General features: G+C 68.1%; 11 protein-coding genes and 1 pseudogene. All 12 read right to left on the bottom strand.

Annotated features, from left to right (window positions below):
* Positions 1–254: 254 nt before the first annotated feature.
* The 12 genes and pseudogenes from NP80_RS08510 to NP80_RS08450 all read right to left on the bottom strand — a co-directional run bounded on the left by NP80_RS08510 (position 255) and on the right by NP80_RS08450 (position 15,679).
* Complete coding sequence (locus tag NP80_RS08510) at positions 255–1,889, bottom strand: methyl-accepting chemotaxis protein (RefSeq protein ID WP_006403490.1); 1,635 nt, start codon at positions 1,887–1,889, stop codon at positions 255–257.
* Between the two features lie 340 nt (positions 1,890–2,229).
* Positions 2,230–4,323, bottom strand: coding sequence for a TonB-dependent receptor (locus NP80_RS08505; RefSeq protein WP_172488723.1), 2,094 nt, complete (start codon positions 4,321–4,323; stop codon positions 2,230–2,232).
* 412 nt (positions 4,324–4,735) lie between these two features.
* A complete protein-coding gene (locus NP80_RS08500; protein WP_035948391.1) occupies positions 4,736–6,181 on the bottom strand; it encodes a sialidase family protein in 1,446 nt (481 codons plus the stop codon).
* A gap of 502 nt (positions 6,182–6,683) precedes the next feature.
* The gene (locus NP80_RS08495; RefSeq protein WP_045593353.1) at positions 6,684–7,622 is read right to left on the bottom strand and encodes an ABC transporter substrate-binding protein; all 939 of its coding nucleotides are present in this window, start codon (positions 7,620–7,622) and stop codon (positions 6,684–6,686) included.
* A 41-nt stretch (positions 7,623–7,663) separates the two neighbouring features.
* Positions 7,664–9,445 (bottom strand): amino acid ABC transporter permease/ATP-binding protein, encoded by a 1,782-nt coding sequence (locus tag NP80_RS31890; protein WP_080939077.1) that lies wholly within the window; start codon positions 9,443–9,445, stop codon positions 7,664–7,666.
* Positions 9,446–9,529: 84 nt separating this feature from the next.
* Positions 9,530–10,882 (bottom strand): LLM class flavin-dependent oxidoreductase, encoded by a 1,353-nt coding sequence (locus NP80_RS08480; protein WP_006409061.1) that lies wholly within the window; start codon positions 10,880–10,882, stop codon positions 9,530–9,532.
* On the bottom strand, positions 10,879–11,940 hold the full coding sequence (locus tag NP80_RS08475; RefSeq protein WP_006403500.1) for an LLM class flavin-dependent oxidoreductase: 1,062 nt from the start codon (positions 11,938–11,940) through the stop codon (positions 10,879–10,881). Before NP80_RS08475 ends, NP80_RS08480 begins: the two co-directional genes overlap by 4 nt.
* A 31-nt stretch (positions 11,941–11,971) precedes the next feature.
* Positions 11,972–12,913, bottom strand: a complete 942-nt coding sequence (locus tag NP80_RS08470; RefSeq protein WP_006409064.1) for an ABC transporter substrate-binding protein — start codon at positions 12,911–12,913, stop codon at positions 11,972–11,974.
* 65 nt (positions 12,914–12,978) lie between these two features.
* The gene (locus tag NP80_RS08465; protein WP_006409062.1) at positions 12,979–13,539 is read right to left on the bottom strand and encodes a GNAT family N-acetyltransferase; all 561 of its coding nucleotides are present in this window, start codon (positions 13,537–13,539) and stop codon (positions 12,979–12,981) included.
* Between the two features lie 288 nt (positions 13,540–13,827).
* Positions 13,828–14,229: a type II toxin-antitoxin system MqsA family antitoxin gene (locus NP80_RS08460; RefSeq protein WP_006403504.1), complete on the bottom strand. Its 402-nt coding sequence runs from the start codon at positions 14,227–14,229 to the stop codon at positions 13,828–13,830.
* Between the two features lies 1 nt (position 14,230).
* Positions 14,231–14,525 (bottom strand): annotated as a pseudogene (locus tag NP80_RS08455) (type II toxin-antitoxin system MqsR family toxin).
* Positions 14,526–14,644: 119 nt separating this feature from the next.
* Positions 14,645–15,679, bottom strand: coding sequence for a succinylglutamate desuccinylase/aspartoacylase family protein (locus NP80_RS08450; RefSeq protein ID WP_006397017.1), 1,035 nt, complete (start codon positions 15,677–15,679; stop codon positions 14,645–14,647).
* Between the last annotated feature and the right edge of the window lie 63 nt (positions 15,680–15,742).

The raw sequence follows: 15,742 nt of genomic DNA, 5'->3' as shown, positions 1-15,742 counted from the left end.
GTTGTTGAGGGAAAGGTCGTGCGGCCGGGCGCGCAGCGGATGCCGCCAAGGTCGCGACGCGCGCGACGGGACCGCAGTACGATCGGACCGGAGCCAGGGGCACGCGGCTCGCAGCCCGAACGAGGAGTGCTTTTTTAGGATACTCGCCAATCGTCCGTTTTAAAAGTCTGCATCCATACGCGTACGCCGCGCCCATGCGGCGTGCGGCGTACGATGCAGGCGCGGGACCGGAATTTGCTCGCCGGCGTGCAGCGTTATGCAGCGGCCGTCTGCCAGCGAGACGCGGCGTGCGGCGGCGTGCTGCCGTCGCTCGCTTGCGCAGGCGCACCGGCCGGCATCCGGAACGCGGCGACCGTCTGCGACAGTTCGCGTCCCTGTGCGTCGAGCGACTTCGACGCAGCGGCCGCCTGTTCGACGAGGGCCGCGTTCTGCTGCGTCGTCTGATCCATCTGCGTGATCGTCAGGTTCACCTGTTCGATGCCGCGGCTCTGTTCGGCCGACGCCGCCGCGATCTCGCCCATGATGTCGGTCACGCGCGCGACCGCCTGCGTGACGTCGGCCATGGTCCTGCCGGCTTCGTCGGCGAGCGCCGAGCCGTCGCGGATCGTCTGTACCGACGCGCCGATCAGCGCCTTGATCTCCTTCGCCGCGGTGGACGACCGCTGCGCCAGGCTGCGCACTTCGCTCGCGACGACCGCGAAGCCGCGCCCCTGTTCGCCGGCACGCGCGGCTTCGACGGCCGCGTTCAGCGCAAGGATATTGGTCTGGAACGCGATGCCTTCGATGATGCCGGTGATGTCCGCGATCTTCGACGAGCTGTCGCCGATCTCCGTCATCGTGTCGACCACGCGGCCGACCACCGCGCTGCCGCGCTGCGCGACGTCGGACGCATTCGCGGCGAGCGCGCTCGCCTGCTGCGCGTTCTCCGCGTTGAGCCGTACCGTCGACGTGAATTCCTCCATCGTCGCGGCCGTCTCCTGCAGCGACGCCGCCTGCTCCTCGGTGCGCTGGCTCAGATCGAGGTTGCCGGCCGCGATCTCGCCGACGGCGTGCGCGATGCTATTGGACGAGTCGCGCACGCGGCCGACGATGTCGATCAGTCGTGCGTTCATCGTGCGGAGCGCATCGAGCAGGTCGCGCGTCTCGTCGTTGCCCGTTACGGCGATGCGACTGCCGAGATCGCCCTGCGCAACGGTGCGCGCGACGTCGACCGCGACCGCGATCGGCGCGGTGATCCGGCGCGTGATCCACAGGCCGCCGCCGATCGCGAGCAGCAGCGAGCCGATGCAGATGCCGGCGAGCAGGTTGCGTTCGCGCACGTAGCGATCGCCGAACGATTCCGCGATCGCATGTTCGCGTTCGCGCGTATAGGTTGCGTACGCATCGGTCGCCCGCACGAGCTGCGCGAGCAGCGGCCGGCAGCGATCGTCGATGTCGGCGGCCGCCTCGTCCTTCCTGCCGGCCTGCGCGAGCGACACGATGTTCAGCGCGACGGGCCCGTAGCTGCGCTCGATGCGCGCGATGGCGGCCACCAGTTCGCGCGCGCGATCGGTCGTATCGTGCGCATTCGCGATCAGCGCCTGCAGTTTCGCGATGCGATCCTGCACGTCCTTGTGCGCGCGCTGCACGTCGGCGAGTTCGAGTTCGACGTCGGACGGCTTCGTCACGAGCACGAGATTGCGCGCGGCGATCGCGCGCCGGTCGACGGCCTCGCGAATCTGCTCGGACAATTGCGCGCGTGCGCTGATGCCGTTCATGTAGCGGAAGAATTCGTCGTTGGCGTTGGACAGTGCATTGAGCGCCATCGCGGACACGATGACGACGATGGCGGCGAGCATGCCGAAGCCGCCGAGCAGCTTTGCCTGGATGGTTATTCTGGTGATTTTCACAATGGCCCTCTTGCGCGGATGGGGAAACGGAATTCGGCCGTAGCAGGCCGATGCCGCATTTAACGGGTATTCGCAGTCATTTCTTTACCCGTCGAAACCCTGATTTTTATTTCTATTAATTCAACCGCGATTCGGCAACGCCGTGCTGCAACGCCAATTCGTGCGCCGAGAGGCAATCACCGGCGATTCATTCGTTTCATATCCGGATAATGAAACCGGCTTCGTTGCATTTGGCAAAACCGGTATTCGTCATTGAACGATCGGCCGTTCCGATTCGCTCGATCGACGAATGACCGGTATTGCAGTGTCGATATGATGCGAATCGGAGCGGCGAGTGCAATCAGAACGTCGTGCGCAATCCGGCCATCACGCTGCGTCCGCCTTGCGGTGCGAAACCGCGCACCACCGAGGTCGCGTAGCGGATGTCCTGGTTCGTCAGGTTGTCGCCGCGCAGATACGCGAGCCAGTGCGTTGCGCCGACGCGGAACTTGTATGTCAGCATCACGCCGAGCGAGGTATAGCCGGCGGTCGGTTCATCGTCGGCGGGCACGCGATGCTGCGACCACGCGTGCGTGAGCTGCGCGCGTGCGCCGAAGGGGCCGTAGCCGTAGTCGGCCGCGAGCGTCGCGCGCAGCGGTGCGATGCGCGGCAGCGGCTCGCCGGTGTCGACGTTGCGCGCATGCGTATAGTCGGCCGTCAGCTCGAGGTCGACCGTGTGGCCGCTGTGTGCATAGACGCGATACTTGCCGTCCAGCTCGACGCCGTAGAACTCCGCGCGCACGCCGCGATAGACGGCCTCGGCGAGCGCGTCGTCGGTGCCGCGCGGCACCGGATCGCCGTCGCCGTCGACGATGCGGCCGGTCGCGTATTCGGCCAGATAGTTCGAAAAGCGGTTGTAGAACACGCCGACACTGCCGCGATTCGGTCCGCTCGCATAGCGCAGCGACAGGTCGGTCGACACGGCTTTTTCCTTCGACGCGTTCGGATTGCCGATCAGGAACTGCCCGGTCGCATCGTGCGGACCGTTCGAATAGAGCTCGTAGAACGTCGGCGCGCGTTCGGTGTAAGCGACGTTGGCGGCGATCGACCAGGTGGGTGTCAGCGAAAACAGCGCGCCGGCCGCCACGCTGCCTGCGTTGAACGTGCGCGATTGCGCGCCCGCGAATTTCTCGACGCCGGCCGGATCGGGATCGACGTTGACATGCTCGATGCGTCCGCCGAGGCTCAGCTTCAGCGCCGGATCGACCTGCCATTCCTCGAGGCCGAACAGCGCGACGCTGTTGGTGCGCGTCGACGGAACGAGCGTTTCGTCGCCGAGCGCGGAAAACGTGTTGCCGCCGAACTGTACGCCGATCGCGCCTTCGAGCGGCCCGATCTTGCGGTGCCGCGCCTCGAGGCGCGCCTCGTAGCCGCGATTGCGGAACGTCGTCGCGGTTTCGCCGTTGTCGACTTCCTTGTGGCGGTAATCGGTGTACGCGAAGTCGAATTTCAGCGTCGAAAACGGCCCGGGCAGATTGCGCGCCTCCGACGCGAAGGCGAGACGCTCCTGCCGCATGCGCAGCCGCACGTCGTCTTCGGCGACCGATCCGTAGTTCGATTCGTAGCCGCTGTACGACAGGCCCGCGAACCCGTCGGCCCACGTGTACGACGCGCCGACCGCGCCGCCGTGCACGCGGCCGTCGCTGTTCGGCACGCTGCCGACCGGCTGCGGCGTGTCGGGGCCGTCGAGCGCGCGTTGCGTATCGCTGCGCGCATAGCCGGGAATCCGCAGCTTGCCGGTTTCGCGATCGAATGCATCGACGTGGAACGCGAAGCGGCCGTTGCCGCCTTCGACCTGCGCGGCGCCCGCGCGCGTGGCGTTCGCGCCGCCGTAGCGGACGTCGAGCGCACCGGTCGGGCCATCGATCGCCTCGCGCGGGATCCGGTTGTCGATCGTGTTCACGACGCCGCCGATCGCGTTGCCGCCGTACAGCAGCGCCGCCGGGCCGCGCACGATCTCGACGCGCTCGATCGACAGCGGGTCTTCCGGCACGGCGTGGTCGTACGACAGCGACGACGCATCGTAGGCAGCCACGCCGTTCTGCAGCAGCCGGATCCGGTCGCCGTCCATGCCGCGCACGATCGGGCGGCCGACCATCGGCCCGTACGTGGTGGTCGATACGCCGGGCAGGCCGTTCAGCGTTTCGCCAAGCGAATCGGCCTGGCGGCGCAGCAGCGCATCGCCCGACAGCTGCGCGGTGGGCGCGATCAGCTCGGCGTCGCCGAGCGGATTCGCGGTGACGAAAATCGGCGCGAGCGGCGCGCCGTTCGAGGACGGCGACGTAGCGATTGCGGACGTGTCGGTTTGCGCATGGGCAAGGGCGGCGAGCGCCATCAGCGAAACGGGCGAGAGTGGGCGGAGCGGAAGACGTGGAAGACGTGGGAGGTCGCGCATGGTCGATGAGTCGGTTGAAGTCTGTCGGAATCGGATCGGGGGCAAGCCCGGCGCGCCGCGAATCGGTTTCATGTCGATACGATATATTGTTGCGTTTGCGGCGCGCAGCGACCCGCTGGAACATCGCTCGATTCGGCCGCCACGCCGGTCAGGCGGCATCGGACGATCGAGATCGTGAATGATACGTTATATCATTTCGGGCTCCAAGCCGACCGAACGGACAACGGCCGACGCCGCCGCGCGATGCACGGCGAGCAGATAGCGGAGGAGATGGGGAAGGCGGGGAAGGCGGGGAAGGCGGAGAACGCGGGCGGCGGCCGCGTCGGGAACCGAGCGGCCGCGCATGGTCGAATGCAGCACGGCCGCCGCGCGACGGCCTGCATCGCGGCGGCGGCGCGGCGCGTACGCCGGCTTACGGCGCGAAGAACACGTCGGTGCGGTTCGTCAAATTGCCCGAATTCGTCTGCACGAACAGCGGATGGAACGACGACGACGGCAGCACGTCGAGCCCCTGATAGTCGCCGATGAAGAACCCTTCCGCGTACGGCGCGAGCATCATGTCGAACGGCCCGCCGACACGGCGTTCGTCGACGAACGTCGCACCGCCGTCATGCGACACCTTGCGCCAGAAGCCGGTCGGCAGCGTCGTCGTGTTGCCGGCCTGCAGGTCGCGGAAATCGTAGTACGTGACCATCACGGTGCCCGCATTGTCGACGCGCACCGACGGGTTGAACGCCGGGCGCCCGGTCGGCGTGTTGACCTGCAGCGGCGCGCTCCAGGTCGCGCCGCCGTCTTTCGACGTCGACAGCGCGATCTCGTCGTACTGGCCGCCGTTGAAGCGGCTGTCCTGCCACACGACGTACAGCTGCCCCGACGCCGAGTCGATCGCCGGCTCGGGAATGATGTCGCCGGTCCGCACCGGCGCGCCGGTGTTCGGATCGGTGACGCCGACCGTCTGCAGTCGCGCGATCACCTGCGGCTTGCTCCACGTCGCGCCGTCGTCGGTCGACTTCACGAACGCGACCTTGCCGGCCGCCTTGCTGAACGGCGGCTGGATCAGGTCGAAGAAGTCGTACAGCGTGCCCGTCTTCGGACCGACGACGATCTGGTTGCCGATCGTCTGCTGCCGCGACGCGACGCTGACGATCACCTTCGCGGGGCTCCACGTGCGGCCGCCGTCGACCGTCTTCGAGAAGAGCGTCGGCCCGCGATACGCGGCCGTATGCAGGTTCGCGTACGGATTGCCGTTCGGCAGTTCGAGCCGGTCCCACACCGCATAGGCGGTGCCGGCCTTCACCGGATTCGCGGTGACCGATTCCTTGTCGTTGAAGAACTGCGTGGTCGGTTCGTCGTTCGCGATCAGCACGGCCGGGCTGCTCCAGGTCTGCCCGCCGTCCGTCGATACCGACGCGGCCACCGCGTTGCCGTTGTTCGACTGGTTGAACGAGATCGACACCGAGTACGCGGTGCCGTCCGGCCCGAACGACACCCACGGATCGGAGGCGCGCTCGTACTTGAGCCCGCCGGGCGCACACGCGCTGAACGGCTGCGGCGTGCGCGCCCACGTCGCGCCGCCGTCGAACGTGTAGCCCGCGACGAGCCCGTGCGCGCCGCCGTTCGACCAGCGGTCCTGCTGCCATACGCCGATCATGTTCAACGGATTGGCCGGATTAACCGAGAGCCAGGGTTCGACTTCGGCGTTCACGTAGTTGGTACCGGGGCCGCCGATCGTGCACGCCGCGAACGGACTCGGTCCCGATACGACGACCGGGTCCGCGTGCGCCGCGGCGGCGGCCGCGCAGGCAAGCGCGGCTGACAGACGGGTGACGAGCAAGTGAGGCACGGTGATGCGTCGCATGGACTGCTCCTCATTGACGTGCGGCTGCGACGGCGCGGCCCGACCGATCGACGACGCGACGCGCGTGCGCAGGCAACGGATGCCGCGCAGCGGATCGCCTCGTATCGTTCGGGGAAACCGTTTCAGCCATCGCAAGCCGCGTACGCTGGATACCGCCAGCGCGTCGGTCGAGACACCTTTTCGTTTTCTTTGCCATCGGCCCGGCGTGCGATACCGACCGCCGTCGAAGCCCGTGCAGACATCCGACGATTGCGTCGAAGTGGTTGCAATGTAGGCGATCCGCGCGCGGGGCGAGAGGCGATTTTTGTAACAGCGCGTGCGCCGGCAAGCGTTGCCGGATGCGGCGCGCATGCGCGCGCAAAACTTACCGCGGCGGCCGTCGAACACGCGATGAAATCGAATGAAGAACGCGAATCGGAATCGCTTCCGGTTGCGATGAAACGCGCGTGGCGCAGCGCGAAGGACGCGCGCATCGATGCATGCGCACGCATCGATGTGCGGTTCAGTACGACGGCAGTCCCGGCGGATTGGTTTCGGCACGCGCGATCGCTTCGCTTTGCAGCCCCCATCGCGCAAGCGCCTGTCCGTAGCGGCCGCTCGCGATCAGCGTGTTGGTCGCAAGCGTCAGCGCGGGCGCAAGCCCGCTGCCGCGACGCGTCGCGATCGCGACGTCCGCATTCGCCGGCCAGCCCGCATTGACGACGCCGACGCGCCGGATCTTGCCCGTGCGCGCGGCTTCGTAGGCGAGCGATGCGTTCGGATTCAGCTCGGCGTCCGCACGGCCCGACAGCAGCGCGACGCGCGCGGCCGCATCGTCGTCGAAGTACAGCAGCTCGGTCGCCTTCAGGCCGTGCGCGACGTTGCGCCGGCTCCATTCGAGCAGGATGTGCTCCTGGCTCGTGCCCGCGCCGGTGATGATGCGCAGCCCGGCGACGTCCTTCGGTTCGGCGATCGCGCGGATCGGGCTGTCGGTGCGCACATAGAAGCCGTGCAGCCCGAGCCGGTACGTCGTGAAGTCGTACTTCTCCTTGCGCTTTTCGGTCACGCCGACGTTCGAGATCACCGCATCGTATTTCCCCGACGTGAGGCCGAGCGGCCAGTCGGCCCACGCGATGGGCGCCAGCACCAGCGTGCGGCCGAGCGCGTCGGCGACGAGCTGCGCATAGTCGGGATCGGCGCCGACGACCGTACGCGCATCGGTCGCGTAGGTCGACACGGGCGGCGCATGCGGCGAAATCGCGACCGTGAATGCGCCGTCGCGCACCCATCGGTAGGTACTTGCCGCGCGGATCGCGGCGTCGTCGCGCGGCGCGCGCACGCGGCCGGGCTGGCGTGGATCGAGGTCCGCGGTCGCGGCCACCGCGTGCGCCGCGCGCCACGGCGCGCAGCCGGATGCCGCGGCCAGTGCGGCGGCGATGAACTGTCGTCGGTCGATCGTCATGTCGTCGGGTTCGATAGCGAATGGATCGCGCGCCGCAGGCGTTACAGCACGTGCGACAGGAACGCGCGCGTGCGCGGATGCGCGGGCGCGTCGAGCACGACCGCCGGCGGTCCCGCTTCGACGATGCGTCCGCGTTCCATGAACAGCACGTTGTCGGCGACTTCGCGCGCGAAGCCGATTTCGTGCGTGACGATCACGAGCGTCGTGCCGGAGCGCGCAAGTTCCTTGATCACGTCGAGCACTTCGTTGACGAGTTCCGGATCGAGCGCGGACGTCGGCTCGTCGAACAGCAGCACCTTCGGTCGCAGCGCGAGCGCCCGCGCGATCGCGACGCGTTGCTGCTGGCCGCCCGACAACTGGCGCGGATACGCGTCGGCCTTGTCGGCGAGGCCGACACGCGCGAGCAACGCGCGCGCGGTCCGTTCCGCCGCCTCGCGCGTCGCGGTGCCGAGCGCGAGCGGCGCTTCGATCAGATTCTCGAGCACCGTCAGATGCGGGAACAGGTTGAAGGTCTGGAACACCATCCCGACCCCGCTGCGACGCTTCAGCACGTCGCGCTCCTTCAGTTCGTGCAGCACGTCGCCGTCGCGGCGATAGCCGATCAGTTCGCCGTCGATGTCGATGATGCCGTCGTCGACGCGTTCGAGATGATTGATCGTGCGCAGCAGCGTCGACTTGCCCGAGCCGGACGGGCCGACGATCACGGTCACGCTGCCGCGCGGCGCGACGAACGACACGTCGTCGAGCACGCGCTGCGTGCCGAAGCGTTTCGATACGCGATGCACGGTCACTTCGCCGCCGACTTGCGGCACGACCGCGTCGTCGCGGGCGCCGGCGGCCGGCACGCTGCGGCGCGCGACGACGCGCCGCCACAGCGCGCCCGCGCGTGCGAGCACGAACGTCAGCGCCGACGGCGGCGGGTTGCGCAGCGCGCCGCGCGCGTAGTGGCGCTCGACCTGCACCTGGATCGCCGACAGCACGGTCAGGATGATCAGATACCAGACCGTCGCGACCATCAGCAGCGGAATCACTTCGAGATTGCGGCGATAGATGACCTGAACCGTGTAGAACAGCTCGGGCATCGCGAGCACGTACACCATCGACGTGCCTTTCGCGAGCACGATCAGATCGTTGAACGCGGTCGGCAGGATCGCACGCATCGCCTGCGGCAGCACGATGCGCGCGGTCTGCCGGCCGTGCGGCAGGCCGAGTGCGGCGGCCGCTTCGAGCTGCCCCTGATCGACCGAAAGAATGCCGCCGCGGATCACTTCCGCCGAAAACGCCGCGTGATTCAGCGTGAGACCGAGCACGGCCGCCGCGAACGGACTGATCAGGTCCGTCGTCGGCGCGTCGAACCATACGATGCCGGTGAACGGCACGCCGAGCCGCACGTGCTCGTACAGGTAGCCGAGGTTGTTCAGGATCAGCAGCAGCACGATCAGCGGGATCGAGCGGAACAGCCAGACGAACGCCCATGCGCTGGCCGATAGCAGCCGCGAGCGCGACAGCCGCGCAAAGGCGACCAATGCGCCGAGCGCGAACCCGAACACGGCGCCGAGCAGCGTCAGCACGAGCGTGCGTGCCAGGCCGGACAGCACGGGCGGCGACAGGAACCATTCGGCGAACACCGGCCAGCCCCATCGCGGGTTCGTCAGGATCGAGTGCAGCGCGAGCGCGATCAACGCGACCGCGAGCACGGTGCCCGCGAGGCTCGAGCGGTGGCGCGCGGGCACGATGCGCACGCGCGCGCCGGCGCCGGTGTCGCGCGGCGCGCTGGAAGGCAGCGGCGGCACGGCGCCGCCGAGATGGGTCGTATCGCTCATGTCGATGCAGGGTCCTCGAATGGGTCGTCGAATCGGTACGTCGGCTGCTCGGCACGCATGACGGCGCGCGACGCACGCGGCGTACTAGGCATGCGCTTCATCGGCCGGCGCGCGCGTCGCATCGGGCGGCGCGTAGCGGCTCGCCTTGCGCGGCAGGCCGAGGTGATCGCGCAGCGTGCTGCCGGGCAGCTCGCGCCGATAGCGGCCGCGCGCTTCGAGCGCCGGAATCACGAGTTCGACGAAATCGTCGACGCCTTGCGCCTGCACCGGAAAGCCGAGAATGAAACCGTCGGCCGCGCCCGCGTCGAACCAGCGGATCAGTTCGTCGGCGACGTGCTCGGCGGTGCCGATGAAGTTCGGGCGCGGCGTCGCGACGGCGAGCGCGGTTTCGCGCAGCGTCAGCCCGTGCCGTTTCGCGTCGGCCTTGATCCGGTCGGTCGTCGAACGGAAGCTGTTGCGGCCGATGTCGCCGAGCTCGGGGAACGGCGCGTCGAGCGCGTATTGCGTGAAGTCGTGGTGGTCGAAATAGCGGCCGAGATAGGCGAGCGCGTCGTCGATCGTCAACAGATCGCGGATCGCGCGGTATTTGTCTTCGGCTTCGGCGGCGGTGCGCCCGACGATCGGCCCGATACCGGGGAAGATCTTCACGTCGTCGGGCCGACGGCCGTGGTCGATCGCGCTCTGCTTCACGCGCCGCGAAAAGGCCGCGGTTTCGTCGAGCGACGGCGAATGCGTGAATACCGCGTCCGCGTACTTGCCGGCGAGCGCGATGCCGTCGTCGGACGAGCCGGCCTGAAAGATCACCGGCTGCCCCTGGCGCGAGCGCTGAATGTTCAGCGGTCCGGCGACCTGGAAGAAGCGGCCGCGATGATCGAGCGTATGCAGCTTCGTGCGATCGAAGAAGCGCCCGGTCTCACGATCGCGCACGAATGCGTCGTCGTCCCAGCTGTCCCACAGGCCCTGCACGACGCTCAGGAATTCGTCGGCGATCTCGTAGCGCAGCGCGTGATCGGGATGCGTCTTGCCGAAGTTCTTCGCGGTGCCTTCGAGCGGCGTCGTCACGACGTTCCAGCCGGCGCGGCCGCCGCTGATCGCGTCGAGCGACGCGAGCTGGCGCGCGACCGTGAACGGCTCGCTGTACGACGTCGAGATCGTGCCGGCAAGCCCGATCTTCGTCGTCGCGGCCGCGAGCGCGGACAGCAGCGTCAGCGGCTCGAAGCGATTCAGGAAGTGCGGGATCGACTTGTCGTTGATGTAGAGGCCGTCCGCGACGAACGCGAACGCGATCCCGGCCGCCTCGGCCTTGCGCGCGATGCCGATCGCGAAATCGACGTTGATGCTCGCATCCGGCGGGTTGCTCGGATGCCGCCATGCGTTCATGTGGCTGCCTGCGCCTTGCAGCATCAGGCCGAAGGGAATCGGGCGTGGAGTCGTCATGGGTGTGGCGTGTCGCGGTCGAGGGAAGGGGCGCCGTGCGTCGCGGCGCGTGCGATGTGCGCGGGCGTGGTCGTCTGCACGCCGCCGAGCCATTCGACCGACGCGAGTCGCGCCGCATGGTCGGCGGTCGGCGCATCGATCACGAACTCGTCGACGCCGAGCCGCCGGCTCAGCGCGTCGAGCGCGCGATGCACGCGCTCGGGCGTATCGGCGAGCACGGCGGGGCGCAGTTCGTCGATGCGGTAGTCGGACGCGCCGCTTTGCCGCGCGAATTCGGCGGCCGCCTGCGCGCTCGCGAGGTTGAAGCTCTGACCGCTCGCGAGCCGCAGCCGGAAGATCTTCAGCGACCCGGTCAGCCGCTCGGCCGCATCGCGCGTCTCGGCCGCGACCGCGTACAGCGCGACGAGCGGCTTCGTGCCGCCTGCGCTTCGGTAGGCCTCGAGCGAGCGTTCGAGGTTCGCCTCGTCGCCGTTGAAATGGCCGGCATAGCAGAAGTGCCAGCCGTGGCGTGCGGCGAGCGCGCCGCTGTCCGGCGATCCGCCGAGCAGGATGCGCTGCGGCGGCTGCGGCGGTTCGGGCAGCGCGATCGCGCCCGCGAGTGCGTGATCCTCGTCGACGCCCCAGCCGAGAAACGCGTCGAGCGCGGCGAGCTGGCCCGCGAAGTCGGGTTTCGCGGCCTTGTCGTGATACCACTGCAGCGCGCGCGTGGTCAGCGGCAGTCCGCCCGGCGCCTTGCCGATGCCGAGATCGACGCGGCCGGGTGCGAGGGCCGCGAGCAGCCGGAACGTCTCGGCGACCTTGAACGGACTGTAGTGCTGCAGCATCACGCCGCCCGAACCGACGCGGATGCGCGACGTCTGCGCGAGCAGGTGGGCGACGACGATCTCCGGTGCCGAGCTCGCGAAGCCCGGCGCGCCGTGATGCTCGGCGACCCAGAACCGCGCGTAGCCGAGCTGCTCGGCGCGCCGCGCGAGCGTCGTCGTGAAGCGCAGCGCGTCGGCGGCGCTGCCGCCGTCGGCGATCGGGCTTTTGTCGAGCAGCGAAAGCGAATAGGACATGGTGAACGACGTGCGTGAAAGGAGGCGGCGCTCAGCTCTTCGGCAGGCCGGGCGGATTCGTGCGCGACGTGTCGATCGCTTCGGACGCGAGGTTCCAGCGATCGAGGATCTGCGCGTAGCGGCCGTTCGCGATCAGCGTATTCAGTGCGGCCGTCAGCGGCTGCGCGAGCCCGCTGCCCTTGCGCGTCGCGATCGCGATGTCGGCCGTGCGCGGCCAGCCGCCGCTGATCGCACCGACGAGCCGCGTCTTGCCCTGCTGCGCGCTCTGATACGCGAGCACCGAATTCACGCTGAAGACCGCGTCCGCGCGACCGGACTGCACGGCGACGATCCGCATCGCGTGATCGTCGTAGTACTGCACCTGCACGGGCTTGAGCCCGTGCGCGACGTTGTCGCGATCCCACGCGAGCAGGATCTTTTCCTGATTGGTGCCGGCGTCGGTCACGATGCGCAGCCCGGCGACGTCCTTCGGTTCGCGGATCGCCCGGATCGCGCTGTCGTTGCGCACGTAGAAGCCGAGCTGATCCTTGCGGTACGTCGAGAAATCGAACTTCTGCTTGCGTTCCTCGGTGACGGTCACGTTCGCGATCACGGCGTCGACCTTGCCCGATTCGAGCGCGAGCGGCCAGTCGGCCCACGCGAGCGCGACGATCTTCAGCCGGCGTCCGAGCGTGTCGGCGACGAGCTGGCCGACGTCCGCATCGAAGCCGACGACCGTGCGCGCGTCCGTCGCATACGTACTGATCGGCGGCAGGCTCGGCGCGATGCCGATCGTCAGCGTGTCGGGTTCGGCGAACCGGAACGACGCGGGCACCGCGCGCTCGACCGCCGGATCGGCGACGCCGCGCGGACGGCCGCGCTGCTCGGGGCTCAGGTCGAACGTGGCGGCCGCGGCGGCGAAGGCCGTCAGGCCCACGAGCGCGGCGGCGAGGGTGACGATGGCGCGCGAAGCGCGGCGAACGCGGTATGGCATGAAGACGTCCTGTCGTTGTCGTGGAAAGCGGGGAATGCGATGCGCGCGTGGACCGCGGCCGACCGTCAGCGCGGCAGGGCCGCTTCGGGCGCGGGCGCCCACAGATCGGCGAGCGTCGACGTGCGCGCGGGATCGACGAGATCCTTGCCGAAGCGCAGATGGAAAAGCACTTCGGGATCGATCGATGCATCGAACAGACGCGCATAACCCGCGCGGTCGTACAGCGCCCACGCTTCGGGCTGACGAAAGCCGGTCGTCAGATACACGCGGCGATAGCCTTGCCGGCGCGCGCGCTGCTCGAGCGCGTCGACGATGCGGCGCGCGAGCCCTTGGCGGCGCTGGTCGGCGCGCGTCCAGATGCGTTTGAGTTCGGCCGTCTGTGCGTCGTAGCGCTTGAATGCGCCGCCGCCGATCGTCTCGCCGTTGCGCAGCAGCAGCACGAACGCGCCTTCGGGCGGCGCGAACAGCTCGGCCGGATAGCGTGCGAGTTCTTCGCGCGCGGACGCGCGGCTGTCGGGTCGGTACGCGTCGTAGCGCGTGGCGTATTCGTCGATCAGCGCGTCGATCAGCGGCTGGGCACGCGCGTCGAGCGGGGTCGTGTCGATGATGCGGTCGGTCGTGGCCATGGGCATCGCGAAAGGCGCGCGATGCGGACGCGGCAGGCACGCGGTCCGGCCATTTCGTTCGTTATCGCGACGCGGTTGTCGTGAGGGCGGCAGCCGCTGTGCGCGGTGCGATGCATTGGGCGGGCCGCCGCCGTTTCGGATACGTTAGCGGGGCGGCGCGCGAAGACGAACGAAGCAATTTCGATAAGGATTTCGCGGGAAGCGTCAGAAGGCTTGCAGCGAAAGCGGGGGGATGAGGCGCGAAAGTGCGCGTGCGCGGCGGATCATCGATGCACGCGCGCAGGCCGTTTATGCCGCACGCACTTCGTCGAGCAGATCGGGATGACGGTCGAGAATCTTCAGCAGCTTCACGAGCGCCAGCGGTGGATTGGTCTTGCCGGTCTCGTAGCGGGAAAACGCGTTGACGCCGCCGCCGAAAATCTCGGCCGCCTCGCGCTGATCGAGCTTCAGCTTCTTGCGTACCGTCGCAATGAACTTCGGATCGACGAGTGTCGCGTTCACCTGCCGGTTGAACGCCGACACCGCTTCGCCGAAACGGGTCGCCTCGTCGACGTCGAGCACCGACTCGCCGCACGCGGGGCAAAACTCGCCGGTGATGTGCGGGATCACGGTCGATTCGCCCTTGTAGGTGTACGGGATGTCGCGCGTGTCGCGGACCAGCGTGGCAGCACCGCATGCAGGACATTTCATTTTATCGCTCCTTGAAAGACACGATCAGCACATCGTCGACGACGGTCAGTTTCAGGTACACGTCGCCGCGCATCGTGCAAGGCCGGTAGACGTCCTGCCAGATCGTGTGGTCGGCGTAGGTCGTCATGCTCTTGTGGAATTCGAACGGTGTCAGCGCCCTCACCACGTCGATCGCTTCCGCTTCGGTGAAGCCCATCAGGCGGGCGCCGATGACGGCGCTTGCGGTCAGGCGGACCTTGCCGGCTTCGATCAGCGCCTTGACGCGGCAGCTTGCAGTGCGGCGTTCGCTTTTCCATAGGTATCCATGCGCGAGTGTAACCAAGTAGGTTAATTTGTCAAGTTGGTTAATGGCGCACGCGTGCCGTCCGCCATACAGGGCAGACAGCACGGGAAAAGGAGAGGTCCGGAACCGGCCCTATCGGCCGATGCTCGGCGGGTCGGTGGGTTCCGCGAGCTGAAACAGGCAGTCGCCGCGCTGCACTTGCGCGGGCACGCGCTTGCAGACGACTTCGCCGTCGCCTTTGAACCGATGCAGCACGGGCTCGCGCAGCGGCGTATCGGGGAAGTGGACCCAGGCGGCCGGCTGCCCGGCCGTCACGCGGTCGCCGAGTTCGACGAGCGGTTCGTAGAGCCCGCGTTCGTAGGCGTAGACGAAATGCCGGTCGCCGTCGACCCGCAAAAAGCGCGTGACGGTCGGTGGCGCATCCGGCACGAGCTTGCCGTGCAGCAGGCCGATATAGCCGAGATAGTGCAGCAGCCCGTGACGGCCGAGCCGGATCAGCGACGGATCCGCCATGCCGGCGCCGCCGAGTTCGGTGACGATCGAGATTGCGCCTTGCCGGCGCGCGGCCGACGCCGAATGCACGGGGTTCGGCCCATGCAGCAGCGCGTTCGGAAGCCCGAACGCGACGAGCAGCCCGTGGAGCTTCGCGGCCTCGTCCGCGTCGAGCGGATCGATCGCGAGCATGTTGCCGCCGCTATACAGCAGCGAGCTGCCGCCCGAATGCAGGTCGACGAGGTATTGCGCGCGCGACAGCAGCGCGTGCTCGATGTAATGCGCGATCATCTGCGTCGGCGTGCCGGCCGGATCGCCGGGAAAGCTGCGGTTCAGGTTGCCGTTGTCGAGCGGCGACACGCGCAGCCCCGCATCGGCGGCCGGAAAGTTCGCCATCGGCAGCAGGATCAGCTGGCCGCTAATCATGTCGGGCTCGATCTCGCGCATCAGCTGCGACACGATGATCTGCCCTTCATATTCGTCGCCGTGATTGCCGGCCATCACGAGCGCGACAGGGCCGTCGCCGTTGCGGATCGACGCGATCGGAATCGGCAGCCAGCCGTATGCCGAGCGATGCACGGAATGCGGAAGACGCAGATAGCCGGCCTGCTTGCCGGGCGCGTCGAGATCGATTTCGCAGTGGATGGGATTGCGGAACGGGGAGGAGGCGGTCATGGCAACGTCGTGCGATGGACGGGATCTGCCATCTTATCGGGAAACGGCCGCGGCGCGACGCGC

This window comes from Burkholderia multivorans ATCC BAA-247 (assembly GCF_000959525.1).
Lineage (GTDB): Bacteria > Pseudomonadota > Gammaproteobacteria > Burkholderiales > Burkholderiaceae > Burkholderia > Burkholderia multivorans.
Note: the sequence above shows the minus strand (reverse complement) of the source record. Positions and strands in the feature narration are given on the sequence as shown.